Genomic DNA, 19,938 nt, shown 5'->3' on the forward strand with positions numbered 1-19,938 from the left:
TGTATTTCTTTTTCCCATAACTTTGCACAAACCTAATCTAATGAGTAAAAAGAATACAAAGTACATCTTTGTGACAGGAGGTGTAACTTCATCTTTGGGAAAGGGAATCGTTTCTGCTTCTCTGGGCCTTCTTCTAAAATCACGCGGCTTCAACGTAACCATTCAAAAGCTTGATCCTTATATCAATATCGACCCGGGAACACTGAATCCTTATGAGCACGGAGAATGCTATGTAACCGAAGATGGTGCGGAGACAGATCTGGATTTAGGCCACTACGAGCGTTATCTTGATGCTCCTACTTCCCAAAACAACAACGTTACGACCGGGAAAATTTATCAGACTGTAATCGAAAAAGAAAGAAAAGGAGATTTCCTTGGGAAAACAGTTCAGGTCATTCCTCATATTACGAACGAAATCAAAAGAAGAATCAAAATTTTATCGAAGCAGAACTACGATATCATCATTACGGAGATCGGTGGAACGGTAGGCGATATTGAATCTTTACCTTATATTGAAACCGTTCGTCAGCTGAAGTGGGAATTGGGCGAAAAAAATTCTATGGTAATTCACTTGACATTGTTGCCTTATCTGGCTTCAAGTGGGGAGTTAAAAACAAAACCATCCCAGCATTCCGTTCGTCAGCTGATGGAAAGCGGAATCATGGCCGATGTATTGGTTTGTCGTACAGAACATAAAATTCCGAAAGATCAGAGGGCGAAACTGGCTCAGTTCTGTAATGTTCCTTTGGATAATGTAATTGAATGTAAAGATCTTGAAACGATCTATGAAGTCCCGATGTATCTTCAAAAGCAAAACTTTGATGATGTGGTTCTTAAAGAATTGGATCTTAAAAGTGATAAAGATGCAGACCTTAAAGATTGGAAGTCTTTTTTAAAGAAATTCCAGAATCCTAAAAAATCTGTCGAAATTGCATTGGTTGGAAAATATGTTTCTCTTCAGGATTCATATATTTCAATTGCTGAAGCTTTCAAGCATGCGGGCGCAGATCTTGAAACGGAAGTGAAAATAAGATGGGTGTACAGTGGAGATATTACTGAAGAAAATATTAAAGATACTTTGAAAGGGGTAGATGGGATTCTGGTTGCACCAGGTTTTGGTGACAGAGGAATTGAAGGAAAAGTTCTTACCGCTCGGTATGCAAGGGAAAATAAAGTTCCTATGCTGGGAATTTGTCTGGGAATGCAGATCATGACTGTTGAGTTTGCCAGAAATGTTTTAGGATACACGAAAGCTAATTCAATGGAATTCGACACTTCTACAGAACATCCTGTAATTTCAATAATGGAAGAGCAGAAAAATGTTATAGATAAAGGCGGAACAATGCGTCTGGGAGCCTGGAAATGCTCATTGAAAAATGGTTCTAAATTAAATGATATTTACGGTACTAAAAATATCACAGAAAGACATCGTCACAGATACGAATTTAATAGTGATTACCTTGGTGAATTCGAGAAAAACGGATTTTTGGCAACAGGTACAAATCCGGAAACAGGATTAGTTGAGGCGCTTGAAATGCCGGATCATCCTTTCTATGTTGGGGTGCAGTATCACCCGGAATATAAAAGTACGGTAGCAACACCGCATCCTTTATTCAGAGCTTTCATTAAAGCTTGTGGAAAAGAAGTAAAGTAATGTAGTCATTACAAACGTTATATATAATAAACTCAGACTGATTATTCTCAGCCTGAGTTTATTATATAGTAATGTATTATAGTATAGAGTTTTGATAAAAAAACTGTATTTTTGTCGACTCAAAATATATTACATAATATATTTAAATAGGTAAAATTTTAATAAAAATAAAATGCAACAGAACAACGGACTCGATAAAAGTCAGATTATTAGTTTTGCGGTTTTATGTTTGGTGCTTTTCGGATTTATGTTTTATTTCCAGAACAAACAATCCAAAGAAGAACAGGTAAAAGCTGAGCAACAAAAAACCGAGCAGGTAAAAAACGCCGTAAAACCATCTCAGGCAAATAATATCAATCCTAATGTAACGCCTGGCGCTATTCAGACTGCGAGTCTCTCCAACAAAGAGCTGAACGTTGAATTCAACAGTCTGGGCGGGCAGGTTTCCAAAGTAGAGCTTGCGGAATACAAAGCATACGATCGTAAAATGGATAAAGCAGATCTTCCGCTTTATCTGATTACTAAAAATAATTCAAACTATGGCTTCCAGTTCAAGGATAAAACAGGAAAAGTAATCAATACAAAAGATCTTGTTTTTGCTCCTTCTGTTAACGGAAATGCTGTAACGATGACGGCTAATTATAATGGAGCTGTTATTCAGTTCATTTATACTTTACTTCCTAAATATACACTTGATTTTAAAGTAAGAACTCAGGGGCTTGCTAAAATTACATCAGATAATAAAGCAGATTTTATCTGGGATTACAGTGTCAGAAATCTTGAAAAGGGTAGAGCTCAGGAGCAATCTCACTCTGAATTTTCCTATGCTTTCAATAATTATAAAGATTATGATTATGATGGAAGAACAACCATGGAAGAAGAGAAAGAAACCCTTAACTGGATTGGCGTAAAACAGCAGTTCTTTGCTTCTGTGATTGAATCTAAAACTGGATTTACACACAGTAAAGGAAATCAGGAAACGATTGAAGAAGGTGAATATCTGAAAAAACTGAATTATGAAGGTTTTGTTCAGATGACCGGGAGTGAACTGAATCAGGATTTCACGTGGTACTTTATGCCATTAGATTTACCTTTATTAAAATCTTATGATAAAAACTTTGATGAGATTCTTCCTTTGGGATGGTCTTTCATCGGATGGATGAACAGAGGATTCTTTATCCCGATGTACAATATTATTGCCGATTGGGGACTTACAGCTGGTTGGGTAATTTTCCTGATGACCATTATTGTTAAATTGATCTTATCACCGATCATGTACAAACAACATAAGCTGAGTGCCATGATGAGAGTGATTCGTCCTGAAATTGATGAAGCTAATGCTAAGCTGAAAGATGCAGACCCGATGAAAAAACAGCAGGCAACGATGGAAATTTATCGAAAAGCAGGTGTCAATCAGATGGCTGGATGCTTGCCGGCTTTAGTTCAAATCCCTATTTTTTATGCATTGTTCCGCTTTTTCCCGAATTTTATTGATTTGAGAGGGAAAGGTTTCTGGTTTGCAAAAGATCTAACGGCTTATGATGATTTGATTAAATTACCATTTAAAATTCCTTTCCTGGGAGATCATTTAAGTATTTTCGCCCTGGCTTGTACGATTGTGATTTTGATTTATACCATCATGACTTCAGGGAATATGCAACAACCACAGCAGGAAGGAATGCCAAATATGAAAGTGTTAATGTACATTTTCCCTATTACATTCTTATTCTTCCTTAATACCTCTGCATCTGGTTTATCATGGTATTATTTTGTATCGAATGCGATCAACATCTTGATTATTCTTGTCATTAAATATGTAATTCTTGATGAGAAGAAAATTCACGCACAGATTCAGGCCAATAAAGAGAAACCCAAAACTGAAGGTAAATTCCAGAAACGAATGAGAGAGATGATGGAGAAAGCTCAGGAACAGCAAAAATATCAGGAGCAACAGAAAAATAAAAAGAAATAATTAAAAGAAAAGAGAAGCATTTTTTGCTTCTCTTTTCTTTTAAAATAAGTTTGTTTAATTAGCATTCATCTTCCATGCTGTAATCTAAACGAAATGATCTTCTATGATATTTTGTTGGTCCAAATTCTATCAAAGCCTGTTGATGTTTTTTCGTTGCATAACCGAAATTGGTATTCCAGCCATATTCGGGATGCTCATTATGAAGTTCAATCATCAATTTATCTCTGTAATTCTTCGCTAAAATAGAGGCTGCTGCAATAGACAACACTTTAGAATCCCCTTTTATAATGCATTCATGGGGAATATAATTATAAGGATGAAATCTGTTTCCGTCAACTAAAATCAGTTCAGGACGAATTTTAAGCTTATCCAAAGCCAGGTGCATCGCATGAATGCTTGCATTAAGAATATTATGCTCATCAATAAATCCTGCAGGAAGTTCGGCAATCGCATAATCTTTTACATTGTCTTTTATATATTGGTCAAGACCCATTCTTGTCTTAAAATTCAATTTTTTAGAATCATTGACTAAATTTTGGTTGAAACTATGATCCAAAATAACCGCTGCCGCTACCACAGGGCCGCATAAACAGCCTCTACCCACTTCATCGCATCCTGCTTCGATGTAAAATGCAGACCCTTTCCTTAATAAATCCATAAGTATATGATATATGAAATAAAAAACATGTAAAATTAAAGATTTTCAAGAAAATATTGTGTTGAAAATTGTATAGTTCAATCAGAATGATCAATTATCAATTATCTCCTTGTTTTGTTGCAATAGATTATAAGAATGAATCTGGTTTTAACTAAAATGTTATAATACAAATCATGAGCTTTTTCTAAAAGTAGCAAGTGGTATGAATATTTTGAATTAAGAATGCTATTTATATTGAAGAAAATTAGCTATATTCTTGTGTTGCTTCAAATTTAGAAATCATTAACTGAATTTTGGTTAAATTATGATTAAAATTTAATCCTTTTTGTACTGCATCTATCCTAGGCAGACTATATTGATCTCCTTAAGCCTTATTTCAATGTAAAAAAATGCGTTTTTTTTTAACATATTCACAATTATGTTATGTATTAATATAAAAAAACACGCATATTTAAATATTTTTAACAAAAATATTTGTTTACGTTAAGAAAGTTTTACATATTTGCAGGAATAAAAATAATCAATTTAAATATGAAGAAATTAACAGCAAGTGTTCTACTGGTAGTTTTATCATCTTCCTTTGTCATGGTAAATGCACAAAAGAAAAGAAATGATACAATCAGAGAAGGTAATATTGGCGAAGTAATTATTACTGGAGCCTTAGGTATTCAAAAGAAAGCTGATGCACAAACTGCTGCTGTACAAGTGGTTGGCAGTGATCAGATTACTGCAGCGTCAAACCCAAGTGCAATCTTTTCACTACAGGGTAAGGTTTCTGGGGTGAGTATTACTAATACAAACAGTAGCGTTACAGGAACTCCTAAAATTCAAATAAGAGGTATGCGATCTCTTACAGGTAATAATAATGCTTTGGTTGTTATAGATAATGTAATTTCGTCTGCATCTGCTCTTCAACAGTTAGCTCCTGAGCTAATTGAATCTATGAACATATTAAAAGGTTCTCAAGCTGCTGCTCTTTATGGATCTGATGGTGTAAATGGTGTTGTTTTGGTTACTACCAAAAAAGGAGCTAAAGGAAGAATGCGTGTGACTTATAATGGTTCTATTGATTTTGAATCTGTTTTAAATACTCCTGAAAGACAAAGAAATTATGGACAAGGATGGTATGGAGGAAAAATAAATGTTGAGAATGGTTCTTGGGGGGCTCCATTTAATGGGCCTCTAGCCGGTCAGGTTGTGCCTTATGGTATTCCATTATATGATGTTGATGGAGATGGACATATATCAGTAAATATCGATGATAATACTCCTGGACCAGATGATTCTTCTTCTATTATGTCTACTTATGCACCTTATGGTAAAAATAATGTTAAAGATTTCTTCAAAACAGGAACTGTTTATCAAAATGGTGTAACTGCAAATATTGGGGATGAAAATAGCTATTTATTATTATCATTAGACCATCTTCAAAGAGAATTTGTTGTTCCTGATGACAAATTAAAAAGAATGTCTGCATTCTTAAAAGCAGGAACTAAATTTGGTAAATGGAATTTTGATGCTATCGTAAACTATACTCGTCAAACAACAAATACTACAGATTCAAATTTATATGAAGATTTGATGATGTCATCTACTGATATTCCTATTACAAGATGGAAAGATTATCCTGATAATGGATATGCTTGGAATATTTATTACCAAAACCCATATTGGAGTATCAAACATGTAAGATTTAATAATACGACAGACAGATTAAACCTTATAGGTACTGCCGGTTATAAAATTAACAAAAATATCGATGTTTTGTATAGATCAAATCTTCAATATGTTGGTGGTTTTAGTAATCAATGGAGTGATGGATGGACGAGTACACTTGTTACAGATGCTACTGCAATCCCATCTTCATATGCGCAATCAAATTCTAGTCAGACAAAATATTATGGAGATTTATTAATTAATTTCAACTATGATCTTACTGATGATTTGAATATGAAACTTAACATAGGTCATAACTTCCAAAACTTTAGTTATAATACTACAAGCGCAGGGGGGTCAGGGCTTATCATTCCTGGATTATATCAAGTTTGGAATTTAGCTAATCCTACTAATCCTTATAATTTAGATAATACAAGAGGATCTTATAACTCGCAAGCTGTGTTTGCTAACTTAGATTTAGGTTACAAAGATTATTTATTCTTAACTGCTACAGCAAGGAATGAATGGAATTCAGTACTTCCTGAAGGTGAAAGAAGTTATTTCTTCCCATCAGTTGGTTTGAGTTTTATACCAACTAAAGCTTTAAACTTTGGAGGTAATGTATTAAACTATATGAAAATATATGGAAACATTAGTGGTACAGCTAATGCTTCTTCTGTAGGTGCTTATAGTGTAAGGAACTATTTTGGCTTAGGTGCAGGTTTTCCATTTACACCAACTGGAGGTCTAAGTTTCCTTTCTCCAACTTCTCAAACGGATAAGAATATCAAACCTGAGAAAGTATCTAAAAAAGAACTAGGTTTGTCATTAGGATTCTTTAATAATAGGGTCTTACTTAATGGATCTGTTTACCAGGATGATACTACGGATATGATTACAAATAGAACTACTTCTGTAGCGTCAGGTATTGCAAGTTTATTGACAAACGTTGGTAAGTTAAGAAACAGAGGTATTGATGCTGATATTAATGTTACTGCTTTAAAGAGCCAGGATTTCAGATGGGATATTGGTGCAAACTTTACAACTTACGAAACAGAAGTACTAGAGGTAGCTCCTGATACAGATAGAGTTGCAATTGGAGGAACGACATTAGTTGGTATTTATGCTATAAAAGGTATGAAAGGACTTCAATTGATGGGTACTGATTTTGTAAGAGATGATCAGGGTAGAGTAATTGTAGATGCAACTACAGGTAGACCATCTGTAACTTCTACATTACAGAATTTAGGCTCTGTTAATCCTAAATATCTTTGGGGTTTCAATACGAGCGTAAACTATAAAGGATTTAAACTTACTGCTACAGCGGATTGGAGAATAGGTGGTAAGATTACTACAGAGCTTCTTCAGAACATGGCGTTTAGTGGAAGCTTACCTGAAAGTGGAAATTTTGTTAGAGAAGATGGATTCATTATGCCTAATTCTTCTTACTTGTCTAATGGACAGTATGTGGCTAATACTGATGTTTATTATCAATATGCGAGTGGAGGTACTGGGAATCCTTTATATGATGGTGTAGAATACTATTATCAGAGCCAGTTTGGAACGGTAGGTGCTAATCAAGTTGTTTCGGCTTCTTATTTTAAACTTAGAGAAGTTGCACTTTCTTATAGTTTCTCATCAGATATGCTAAAAAATAGTGGATTAACAGGTCTTACAATTGGGGTTCATGCAAGAAATCCTTTTGTAAAATATTCTGATAATAATAGGAATTTTGTAGACCCAGAATCTGCATACACTACAGGAAATGCGCAGGGATATGCAACTGTTGGACAGTATCCTTCAATCAAATCTTATGGTTTTAGTGTAAACGTTAATTTTTAATTAAGTAAAAAAATGAAAAAAATATTCTTATATTCATCGATTGCTCTCATGGCTTTCGTATCGTCTTGTAGAGAGATGGATGATAACATTTCACCAAATAATGTTGATCCGTCACTTATATCGCCTCGACAAACTTTAACCGCTTCTGAAAACTTAGTTTTTTCAACTCAAGCAGGTACAATGAATTCATTGTCTAATGTATGGACTAATACTTGGGCAGGTAATAATTTCTATTTTGGTAATCCTTTAACAAGAGAATATTCTCTTGATATTTCAAATACTTTTAGTACAGGGATTTGGTCGAGTAGTTATGTTGCAGCTAACAACTTACAAGGAATAATTAACAATGGAGCATCTCTTCCATTACATTCTGCAATTGCAAGAATTTTGAAAGCCTACACTTTGCAGTATGTTGTTGATTTTTATGGTGATGCACCATATTCTGAAGCTTTTAAAGGACAACAGAATCTTGCTCCAAAGTATGATGATGATGCAAGTATCTACAGAGAATTGGTTTTAGAAATCAATAAGGCTATAGCTGATATAGACGCGACAATAGTTACAGGGGATAATAATGTAGCGCAAGCCGAAGATGTTATATTTCAGGGAGATATGGATAAGTGGAAATTATTTGCCAATAATATTAAACTTAAAATTCTATTAAGACAATCTAAAGTTACTGATGCTACTGTGAGATCATTTGTTGATGCACAACTTCAAACCTTAGCTAGTTCAGATACTTCAAAATTTTATATAGGTGATGTAACTATTAATCCTGGTTACAGTAACTTAAATTCATCGACACCAAATCCATTGTTTAGTAATTATGGTATGGTAAATTATCAAGGGAGTTCTTTGAATACTAATGGTTGGAGATTGTATAAAGCAGCGCAATATTATGCAAACTCAGTAAATGGAACTCTTTATGGTACAGCTGCAAGAGATTATCGTGGTAGTATGATGTTTAGAAGACTTTCAACAAGTCCAGCACAACAGAATCCGACTACTGTGGTTGGTCTTAAACAGGGAGCTCCAAAACTTAGTGGCAGCGAATGGCAGGTTTCATTTATTGGCTGGAAATTTATAGGTGAACAAAATTTTAATGGTACTGTTGTTCCTCAATCCAACAATCCAGATGACAGTAATCTATTAGTTTACGGAATGTTAAGCGGTGATACTTCCGCAGGAGCTGAAATTGCTTCAAGAGGTTCTGCTATGGATGGTTACTTAGCTTTAGGATCTGAAAATAAACTTCTACTTGCCGAGGCTGCAGTATTATATCCAACAATATTTACTTTTAGCGCTCAGGCTCAATATGAAGCAGCGGTTACAGATTCGTTTACGTTTTATGAGATTCCAGAAAGGGCTAATGCTTATCTTTCTGCCTTAAATACCACTGCTGTTGGTTGGACAGGAGCTCCAAACAAAATTGCAGCAATTCAATATCAAAGATTTGTTTCTCTTGCGAATTTAAGACAAGTTGAAACATATATTAACTTCCTTAAAACTGGTTATCCAAATATTCCTGTAGCAGATAATGCGATCTATCCAAATAAGCCTTATAGATTAATCTATCCTTCATCAGAATATACCGGAAATTCCAATAATGTTCCGAATGTGAGTCAGGCTCAGGTATTTACTAAAAACCAATACACTCCTTTCTGGAATCAAAACTAATAATAAAAATTAGTTATAATATAAACCGCCATTTTTATGGCGGTTTTTTTATTTCCGTATATTTGCGGTTCAATTTAGAATCCATGAATATTAAAAATATAATAGAAGAAAAACTTCTGGAGGTGATCCTGAATGTCTATCAGTTGAAAGGCATCACGCTGGAAGTTCAGGAAAATAAAACGGAGTTCGAAGGAGATTTTACCATCGTTACTTTTCCTTTGGTGAAGCAGCTGAAGAAAAATCCTGAATCCATCGGGGTTGAACTGGGACAGGCGTTAACGGAACAAACTGAATTGTTGGAAAGTTTTAACGTCGTAAAAGGTTTTCTTAATGTTAAGGTTAAAAATCAATTCTTTATTGATAATTTTAGAGGATTGGCAGAAAACTTTGACACTGTAGAAAAGAAGAATGCTACAGTGATGGTGGAATATTCGTCACCGAATACCAACAAACCTCTTCACCTTGGCCACGTCAGAAACAATTTATTAGGCTTTTCTGTTGCTCAGATCCTTGAAGAAGCTGGATACGATGTGATCAAAACACAGATCATCAACGATAGAGGGATTCACATCTGCAAATCAATGCTGGCCTGGGAAAAGTTCGGGAACGGGGAAACGCCTGAGATTACCGGAACAAAAGGAGATAAGTTTGTGGGCAATTATTACGTGAAATTCGATCAGGAATATAAAAAGGAAATTGCCGAACTTATTGCACAGGGTATCACAGAAGAACAGGCGAAAAAAGATGCTCCTTTGATGAAAGAGGCCCAAAAGATGTTACTCGACTGGGAAAATGGAGATGAAAAAGTAAGAAATCTTTGGAACGAAATGAACTCATGGGTGTACAAAGGTTTTGGAGAAACCTACAAAAGACTTGGGGTAAACTTTGATCAGATTCAGTATGAAAGCAATACCTATATTTTAGGGAAAGATTTGATTCAGGAAGGCTTGGAAAAAGGAGTCTTGTATCAGAAAGAAGATGGTTCCGTATGGTGCGATCTTACGGATGAAGGGCTGGATCAGAAATTATTGTTGCGTTCAGACGGTACGTCGGTGTACATGACGCAGGATCTGGGTACGGCGGTAGAGCGTTTTAAACAAAATAATATTCAGAAGCTGATTTATACCGTAGGAAACGAGCAGGACTATCATTTTCAGGTGTTGTTCAAGATTTTAGGAAAGCTAGGATATTCGTGGGCAGATCAGTTATACCATTTGTCTTACGGAATGGTAGAACTTCCGAACGGTAAAATGAAATCCCGAGAGGGAACGGTAGTAGATGCGGATGACCTGATGCAGGAAATGCATAACATTGCAAGAGCAGCAGCAGAGGAGCTGGGAAAGCTGGAGAATTTAACGGAGGAAGAAAAAGCCGAAAACTACGAAAGCGTAGGAATGGGAGCATTGAAATATTTCATGCTGAAAGTGGATCCAAAGAAAAAAATGCTTTTCAATCCTGAAGAGAGTATCGATTTCAACGGAAATACAGGACCGTTCATTCAATATACCTACGCCCGTATCCAGTCTTTATTGGCTAAAGCTAATTTTGAATATAAAGAAGCGGATGGTGTCATCTTAAATGAATATGAGAAAGCATTGGTGATGCAGCTTGCCAATTATAAAGTTGTGGTTCAGAGAGCAGCGGAGGTATTAAGTCCTGCGTTGGTTGCCAATTATATTTATGACTTGGTAAAAACATACAACTCTTTCTACCAGAGCAATCCGATCATGATTCAGGAAGATGAAAATGTAAAGCAGATCAGATTAAATCTTTCAGATCTTACAGCCAAAACGATCAAGAAATCCCTGAATCTTCTTGGTATCAAAACGGTAAACAGAATGTAAGTTCTCCTTGGGATGATTTTATGTGTTTGAATTTATCATTAAAACACTCTATAAAAAGCTGCGCAGGTTTCACCCGAAACCTGCGCAGCTTTTATCTAACTTGTGCGCAGGAGTTGGGCAACTCTTCAGCATCTATTTTGCAACTCTTGCTTATCTTTTTTAATAAATGTCAAAATCTTCCTGTTTTACGAAGTGAAAAGTTATCGTTATTGTAAAGATTTATTTAACCTGCAGATTGGTCTTTCGCTCTCTGGCTGTCCTCATACAATTTCGCATCGCTCCATTTCGCATGTTTGGAAGGAACGATTTTAAAACCTCTTTTATAAGCATATATTTTGGTAAATTCTGCTCCGAAGAAAATGAGCATACACGAATAATTAATCCACATCATAATCAGGATCACAGTTCCTGCAGCACCAAAAGCCGAAGTTGGTTTTGCTGTTCCGAAATACAGGCTCAGCAGGAATTTTCCTAATGTAAATAAAATTGTTGTAAGAAATGCCCCTCTCCATACGGGCTTCCAGCCGATTTCAACATCGGGAAGAACTTTAAACATTAAAGCAAACAGAATCATAATCACGGCAAATCCTATGATATAATTGATTATTTCTACCAACATATAGGTTTCCAGTCCGAAATAATTCGTGATCCAGTTATTCAATAAGCTGATTATAGACGAAAGCACCATGGTAATCATCAAGAGAAAGCCGATGATCAGGATCATTCCCAAGGAGTTGGCTCTGTCGAGAAGAAATTTAACGAAAGCCTTTTTAGGCGCAGGCTGTACATCCCAAAGACTATTCAGGGAACGCTGAAGCTGAAAGAATAATGTTGTAGAACCAAAAACAAGAGAACCGATACCGATCACTTTCATAAATATATTTTCTTTATCGATCAATGCTCCTGCAATCATATCCTGAACGCTTTTGGCGGCGTCCTGTCCCATAATGCCGCTGATCTGGTTGCTGATCTGCCCTCGTATTGCTTCCTCACCGAAGAAATAGCCTGCGATCCAGATAATGATAATCAGCAATCCGGGAATTGAGAAAATAGCATAATACGCAAGACTTGCAGAATCATTGGAAGCGGTGGAATCGTTCCACTTTGTATAAGTTTCCTTTAAAACTTCCCAGAAAAATTTTACTCTTTTTACCATGTATAATAATTTAGAAAGGATACCCGATTGCAATATTCAGAATAAGATTATCTCTCCTCCAGCTTGAATCTCCGAAATTGATTTTATCGAAAGTCCATCGGTCACCTCTTTCATAATAAGGTACTCTCAATGGCATGGCGAGATCCAGCCTCAGAATTAAAATAGAGAAATCAAGTCTCAGACCAACACCGGCTCCTACGGCAATTTCACTCAAAAATTCTTTTGAAAATTTTGCACCGGGCCTGTCAGGATCTTCATTTACAAGCCAGACGTTTCCTGCATCGGCAAATACGGCTACATTTAAAAATTTATATAAATTGGCTCTGTATTCTGCATTCAGTTCGAGTTTTACATCTCCAGACTGATCAAAATAATATCCGGATTCTATCGTTCTCGGATCAAAGCTTCCAGGCCCTAACGTTCTTGCCCTGAAAGCTCTTACACTGTTACTCCCTCCGGAAAAGAACTGCCTTGAGAAAGGAATATGTTCCGAATTTCCGTAAGGATAAGCAAGTCCGGCAATAGCTCTCGTGGCCAGCGATGTTTTTTCGCTGAATTTATGGTAAAAACGGAAATCGTTTTCAATTTTTGCGTACTGGCTGAAAGGAACCCCAAAGATGGTTTTCTCTTTGTCTTTTTTCACATTAGCACCTGTTACCAAACCTGTGATATTTCCCGCAAGATCCAGGGTTCCTTTATAATAAATCGTGCTGGGTTTTGATAACATCGTGTTGGTGTAGGTATAGGAATAGGTCGGGCCAAAAATCAGCTGTCGTTCTACAACTCTTCTCATCGCATCGCTTTTTTGCGAAATGGAATCGTACAAAGGGGTGATATTGGCCGGTGAAACGTAAGTGATATCAAGGATCTTCAAGTCGTGTTCTTTTCTTGCGTTTTCTTTCCACACATATCCGAATGAGCCACTGAAGTTATTCAGGGTGTAATACTCCGTCCGGTTCTGGAATTCATAGCCTAATGTGATATTCGTTCTCGGAACAAAAGCACTTGATGAGTTAAACCTGAATGGTGCGATAATTCTCGGTATGGAAAGCTGGACATTGGTTCCGGCTCTGAATATATTTTTAGCATTTTCCGGGCCTCCGATCTGTACATCAAAAGCACCATACACGGATGCTTTGAATTGCTCAGCACCCCGGAAAAAGTTTCTGTGCGTCCAGTTGAGGTTAAGTTCGCTTCCTGCATAGTTGGCAGAATTCGTTCTTCCTAATGCTTCCAGGCGCAGCGACTGAAGTTCTCTTGGTGTTAATAAATAATAAGCATCAAATTTATGCTGCAATGAATCTGAAACAACAAATTCATTCTTTACAAATTTAAATACACCAAGACTGATAAGCCTGTTTAAGGTAAGATTGTGATTGGTTCTGTTATACAGATCTCCTTTCTTAAAGTACAAAGCTCTGTCAAAGATCCTGGGTTTAAATTTATGTTGGGGATCAATAACATAAATGTCGTTATAGGCATACTTGCCTAGAGAATCGGCATTCATCGGAACACTGTATTTTCCGTTTTTCACATCCTGAATATTGTAATTAGGGAAAACGATCACCTTATCAATACTGAACTGCTGAGTAGAAAGCTCCGGAGTATTATCCTTCAGTTTTACATTCATCTCAACTTTATGGTTCTTGCTCACCGTACTGTCTGCCTGCACGATAATATTGTCCGGATGAAAATAATAAAAGCCCCGTTCTTTTAATCCATTATCAATCCGTTCTCTTTCAGACTTTATCACGTCAAGATCAAAAGGCTGTCCTTTTTTCAGGAAGGTTTTCCCGGTAAGACTCTGGATTTCCCGGTTAACCAAAGTAGAATCCTGCTGGAACTTTACATCGCTGATGAGGTATCTTGCCCCCGGTCTTAGGGTATAGATGACTTTCGCCTTCTTGTTTTTGGCTACCGTATCATATGTAGCTTTTGCATTAAAATAACCTTTGTTCTCAGAATAGTTTTCGATAATATCTTTATTGAATTCACGGTCTACATCGCCAAGAAGCACAGGCTTTTCACCCATTTTATATTTCAGCCAGTAATTGAATCCCTTTTCTTTTTTAGGCTCTTTGGCAATATTATAGAAAAACAGCTTCGGCCTTAAACCTAAGAAACTTGAATTGGGTTTCGGAGTAAGATTAGCTTCCAGTCCGGCTTTCAGATCTTTCTTATCGCTTTTTGAAATGGTGTCATTTTCAATATTGATTTCTGCTCCGGTGTATAGCATCTGTCCTTCTTTCAGGTACCTGGTGTTGCAGGAAACCGCAGCGAAAACGATCCCTAATGTGAATGCGTGTTTAAAGGATATTTTATAATTTCTTTTCATTTACTTAAATTCTACGGCTTGGTTCTGTTTGTTTTTTCTTTCTTCTCTTTGCTTTTTATTTCTTGATCTCTGGAAGATATCCCGGAATTTATCATAATCCAGCGTAATGATAAATCCTACTCCCGTTTCTACGATCTGTCCCTGAAGCGCGACCTGATATTCATTTTTACGATAGGCTCTCAACATATAGCGACCATCTTTGGACAGGCTGTAATCTACCGTCACGTCTCCCGCAATGTTGGTCATGTTCTCATTTTGTCGTGCTTCGCCTTCCAGTCCGAAATTACTGCCTACAGAAACCTTCAGCCTGTCGTTAAGAAGCTTTTTGCTAATGTCTACATTCAGGTCAGTTCTGGTGTTCTTGGCTCCTGTAGAATAGTCCTCAGAAGATTCAAGATCAAAATTCAGATCAACGCCTTTGATGAGGTCGGAAGCAAGATTGTTTAATTGTTGTGAAAGAATTTTACTCACACTCTGTCTTGCCATCATTTCTCCTGAAAGCCCGGCCCCGGATTCAAAAGGATTTTCACCAATGAATCTGTTGAGTAATAATAAAGCAAAAACCTGTTTGTTCATCTCAGACTCCTGCGTTCTCAACTGTGATAGCTTCTGATCTACAATATCGGTAACATTAGAAGAAACGGCATTGTTTTTCTCATCTGTGGTAATATCAAAAGTGATGACAGGTTTCAGCAGTTCACCTTTCATTTTTAATAAAGTATTGAAAGGAATTCTCTGTTTAAACTGATTAAGCGTTCCGGTACTTTCTCCACTGATCTGCTGTTCGACGAGATCGATCGGTGCGGCTTCCGTTTTGTAGACTGCCGTAATGTCGAGCATAGCAGTCGTCGGCTCGCCGGTCCAGGTAATGGTGCTCCCTTTCTGAATATCAAATTTTCTTTTCAAAACACTTACGGACATCTCATAGCTTCCGGATTCCACTTCATAAACACCAACAAGAGTAGTTTTCCCTGAAGGATCTATGCCTCCGGTAAGTTCCGCTTCACCCTGAAGTTTTACAAAATCTCCGTTAGCTTTATCAATTAATAAGGATAATTTTGCTTCCTTGTTCAGTTCAATGTTGACATTCACATCCATTCCTTTAATCCTGGTTTGAGAATTTAAAGAATCTGCCTTAATGGTTTTATTCAAAGCCACCTGATCCTGATCGATAAATTCAACGATACCTTCTCTTTCCTGCAAGGTAGGAGAAGACTGAGGAAGAACAAATGTGAAATCGGTATCATCGGCAACGGAAAGACGGCCATCGACTTTCGGCAGATCCAGGTTTCCTCTGATGTGCAATGCGGCATCGATAGAAAGAATTCCGTACATGATCGCATCATTGGACTTTTCGGAATTAACGACTTTAAAGTCTTTAGCATTCAAATCAAGATTAAAGGCGAAATCTCTGTACGTTTGTGTAAGAACCTGCCCGTCAATATTTAAAGAATTACCGTCTTTATCATTGATCTTAAAGTTGTTGAATTCAATTCCGCGGCTGGTAAAGTCAATTTCATCATTGAGTTTTCGGAAGTCACTTCCTGTTTTAGCAATTTCCAGTCCGACATTATTGAATTTTACTTTTCCTAATATATTCGGTTGTGAGGTGGTTCCGGTTATCTTCAGATTTCCTGACAGGTAGCCTTCGGTATTCGTTACGGCATTCATCGAAAAACCTTGTACAGACTTCATCTGAAGCTGAGTGATCGCCATGTTCAGATCAAATGTGCTTGATGAGGTGTTGTAATCTCCCAAAATCTTCACATCATTATTATTTCCGGAAAGTGCAATGTTGGCATTTAAAATCTTCGGTGAAGTATTATTTACTTTTACGGCAAGGTTACCGATAGGATTTTCATAAACGATAAGATCTGTGATATTTAAATCTGAAGTGAAGGTCATATTTTTGGTCAGATCACGTAACTGAGCAGTTCCATTGATTGTCCCTCTTGCCAGTAAAGTGTCTTTTTTAATCAGTTCGGTAATGGTTTCAATCTTAAAATCTTTAAGAGAAACATTCAACGGAGCATTAGGCGACTGGGTTTCCGATTGTAAAAGGATTTCACTTCCTGAATTGGACAATCTGAAATTGTCTGCCACAATACCTTTGCTGCTGATCTGTATTTTGTTGCCTTCCGCAACGGTCCAGTTGGTGTAATTAAGTTTCAAACCATCCGGATTCAACGAAATTTCAGTGATGTCATTCAGCGATTTTGCATTTCCGGCAATCAGGAATTGGGTCTCATTTTTCGCATCTTTTGTCGTGATATTGTAATTAATGATGTTGTTGGCAACGTCCCCTCCGATATTCACTTTATTCAAAGCAAAGCTTGAACTCTTCAATGCAGCAACGTTCAGGTTATACTGTAACGCCTGATTTTCATTGGTAACTTTTAAGGTTGCATTTTCGATAGAATTCTCCCCATACAGAAGCTGAGGGATTTGTCCGTCAATTTCTATTTTCTGGGAATCAGCATTATAATTTCCGGTCAGATTAATGGTTTCAAAACTTTTCAGATCCGGAACAAATTTTCTGATCAGATCATCATTTTTAATTTTTGCATTAAAGGTAAAAAACTGTCCGGCCTCTATTTTTTCATTTTTCGCCGGCTTCTGGAACTGATAATACTGATTAATTGTCTGGCTTAAAGCTCCGAATATTTGCGTAAGCCTGTATTTCCCCCTTAATTCCACATCGGCGATTTGCGAATTGAAAATAATATTGGTGGAATCAGCGGTTGACGATGCTTTCAGGTTAATTTCCTGAATAGGATAAATTTCCTTGGTATCCGAGAAGGCGAAATCTTTTAAATTTAAATAACCGTTCAGATGATCGGGATCAAGATTGGTAAAGTCGCCATCAATTTTTCCTGCGAGGATCATCGGATCTTTATAGAATCCAAGCTTATTGAGATCAAGCTTCAGTATATTTCCGTTAATCTTTACCGTAGGATTTTTTTCATTATAAACTCCTGATGCAGTCAGTTGCATATTGGCATTAGGATCTTTGGAATTTAAAATAATATTATATGCGCCACGTCTTATTTTTCCTGTAAGATTCATGTTCTGATAACGGTAGCCTTTGTAAACGGCTGAAGCAACATGTCCTCTCAGATCAGCATTGGCATTCTTGAAATCAAAGCTTTCCCCTTTGGCATAAATCTGGGCTGAGATAGCTCCGATATCTTTATTTTTTATGATTCTGCCAATCTGTAATCCCTGCAGATTGGCTTTTACATCATATAATTCGCGGTTTTTTCTGCGCATATCGACCTTTGCAACCACAGCCGCATTTCCGGAAGTAGAGTAGAGGTTGAGGTTGGCATCAACGACTTTTGTTGTTCCTTTTGCTGTTCCCTTAATACTCATGTTGGAAGGAAGGGAAATATTAGGAGGAATTGTATTTTTCGGAACCAGATTATAAATTGTTCTGGCAGAAGACGACAATTCTGCAATTCTCAGATCATAGTACAGATTGTTGGGATTTGTTGCATTTTTTATTCTTCCTGATGCAGCCACTCTTAACTGGTCAATACCTGACACTTTAAGGTTGTTGATCAGAAGATCATTTACGTTACCTTTTAAATTGGCATTGACATTTAAAACTGCGTTTGGATATTTGTTGAATGGTGCGGTATTCCTCAGATCCGGCGCAAGATTTAAAATATCCGCAAAACCTACTTTTGAGTCTTTAATATTCGCTGAAATTTTTACGGCTCCTAAATTTGAACTCAGCTGTTCGATGGAATTGTAATTCAATACTACTTCATCACGTAGAACAGTTCTTGGAGTTTCCAGATAAAGATCTTTTAGGTAAGCTTCTTTTTCATTGTACACAAAATCGGTGTTGAATTCACGGATATCAAGCCCTCTTGCCTCCTGGATTTCTGCAGAATTTACCGATCCGGCAAAAGTATTATTCTGCATTTTAAAATCCCTCACCTCTACATTCAGTTTTGAAAAGTTCAGATGGTTAAAATCCATTCCCTGTATGGTGGCAGCGATGGCAGTATTGTTGTAAGCCACTTTTACGTCATTGAGAACAAGTTTTCCCAGCAAAAGGCTTAAGGCTTTCTGCTCATCGGTGGCTTTAGAAACTTCAGTTTTATTATCTGCTTTCGGATCAGCATTTTTTGTTGGAAGATAAAGATTAGCATTAATATTGGCACCGGAAAGGAAAACATTGTCAACGTTGTATGCATTGTTTTTCAGATCAAGTTTGTTGACCTTTGTGCTGAGTTCTTTAAACAAAACTTTCGCAAATGTTTTTGTATTATCATCGCCGTAATCAATATCGAAATTAGTCAGCTTTACTCCTCGCAGTCCTATCTGCATCGGCTTTTTATTGTTGAGAGAGTCTACTTTCTTTTCAACTTTTTTGGAGACTTCTTCTACCAGGTCCTGTTTCAATTTAAGTTTCAGTCCGTCAAGATTGATATCATTAACAGCATAAGAGTTATTTTGCAGGTCAAAAGTTTTTACCCTCGTATCAAAAGATTTAAAGTAAAGTTTAATATCATTTCTGGATTGCTGGTCGTTGAAGGTAACGCCAATATCTTTCAGATTGATTTTATCTAAAGAAATAATGAAAGGTTTTGAAGGGCTTTCCTCTTTGTCATTGGTGGCGAAAGCATCAATAATATAATCGAAGTTGAATGTGCCGTCGGGTTTTCTTACCACATTGGCGCGGGCTCCTTCAAGGTCTACAGAAGTGATGTCTGCCGTAGAATTGATAAGCTTAAGCATATTTAAGCCTACATCAAGCTTTTTTACGGCAAGAAGGGTATCAATATTTTGTCCTTTTAAATAAAGATTTTCCATAACAAGGCTGTTAGGGAATCCTATGTAAACCCTTTCCAGGCTTACTTTTGTTTTGATTTTCTTTTCGAGATAAACAACCAGTTTGTCTTTAACAAAGTTCTGAACCGCCGGAAGTCTTAAGCTAAGAATAAGTAGCGTAATGAATACCAAAATAGATACAATGGTAATGATAAAACGCCTTAAGAGTTTTCTTTTGTTGATTTTCAGTTTCAAGAGTGATTGGGTTTAAAACAAATATAGCAATACTAATTGTACTGCTTATCTGTTGTGGTACCCTTTACGAATACAAAAATCCTGCCTTGACTGCCAATCTAATGGAA

The 19,938-nt window shown here is 36.7% G+C and carries 9 protein-coding genes; 5 read left to right on the forward strand and 4 right to left on the reverse strand.

The features are described from left to right. Positions 1–40 precede the first annotated feature (40 nt). Both ACWNCI_RS17440 and yidC read left to right on the forward strand, forming a co-directional pair. Positions 41–1,654, forward strand: coding sequence for a CTP synthase (locus tag ACWNCI_RS17440; RefSeq protein ID WP_449389254.1), 1,614 nt, complete (start codon positions 41–43; stop codon positions 1,652–1,654). Between the two features lie 172 nt (positions 1,655–1,826). Then, positions 1,827–3,626 (forward strand): membrane protein insertase YidC, encoded by a 1,800-nt coding sequence (gene yidC / locus ACWNCI_RS17445; RefSeq protein ID WP_449389255.1) that lies wholly within the window; start codon positions 1,827–1,829, stop codon positions 3,624–3,626. A gap of 58 nt (positions 3,627–3,684) precedes the next feature. Here the strand turns inward: yidC and ACWNCI_RS17450 are convergent, their stop codons facing one another. Beyond that, on the reverse strand, positions 3,685–4,284 hold the full coding sequence (locus ACWNCI_RS17450) for a ribonuclease HII (RefSeq protein ID WP_449389256.1): 600 nt from the start codon (positions 4,282–4,284) through the stop codon (positions 3,685–3,687). A gap of 531 nt (positions 4,285–4,815) precedes the next feature. Here ACWNCI_RS17450 and ACWNCI_RS17455 point away from each other — a divergent pair. From ACWNCI_RS17455 to argS, 3 genes are all read left to right on the forward strand, one after another. After that, positions 4,816–7,782 (forward strand): SusC/RagA family TonB-linked outer membrane protein, encoded by a 2,967-nt coding sequence (locus tag ACWNCI_RS17455; RefSeq protein ID WP_449389257.1) that lies wholly within the window; start codon positions 4,816–4,818, stop codon positions 7,780–7,782. 12 nt (positions 7,783–7,794) lie between these two features. Next, on the forward strand, positions 7,795–9,459 hold the full coding sequence (locus tag ACWNCI_RS17460; RefSeq protein ID WP_449389258.1) for a SusD/RagB family nutrient-binding outer membrane lipoprotein: 1,665 nt from the start codon (positions 7,795–7,797) through the stop codon (positions 9,457–9,459). Between the two features lie 83 nt (positions 9,460–9,542). Next, the gene (gene argS, locus ACWNCI_RS17465; protein ID WP_449389259.1) at positions 9,543–11,303 is read left to right on the forward strand and encodes an arginine--tRNA ligase; all 1,761 of its coding nucleotides are present in this window, start codon (positions 9,543–9,545) and stop codon (positions 11,301–11,303) included. A gap of 223 nt (positions 11,304–11,526) precedes the next feature. Here argS and ACWNCI_RS17470 read toward each other — a convergent pair whose 3' ends face one another. The 3 genes from ACWNCI_RS17470 to ACWNCI_RS17480 are packed head-to-tail and all read right to left on the reverse strand — an operon-like array spanning position 11,527 to position 19,831. Next, positions 11,527–12,459, reverse strand: coding sequence for a YihY/virulence factor BrkB family protein (locus tag ACWNCI_RS17470; RefSeq protein ID WP_449389260.1), 933 nt, complete (start codon positions 12,457–12,459; stop codon positions 11,527–11,529). A 10-nt stretch (positions 12,460–12,469) separates the two neighbouring features. After that, on the reverse strand, positions 12,470–14,794 hold the full coding sequence (gene tamL, locus ACWNCI_RS17475) for a translocation and assembly module lipoprotein TamL (protein WP_449389261.1): 2,325 nt from the start codon (positions 14,792–14,794) through the stop codon (positions 12,470–12,472). Further along, positions 14,795–19,831, reverse strand: coding sequence for a translocation/assembly module TamB domain-containing protein (locus ACWNCI_RS17480; protein WP_449389262.1), 5,037 nt, complete (start codon positions 19,829–19,831; stop codon positions 14,795–14,797). It abuts the gene before it with no gap. Positions 19,832–19,938: the final 107 nt, after the last annotated feature.

It is taken from the genome of Chryseobacterium lineare, assembly GCF_977014045.1.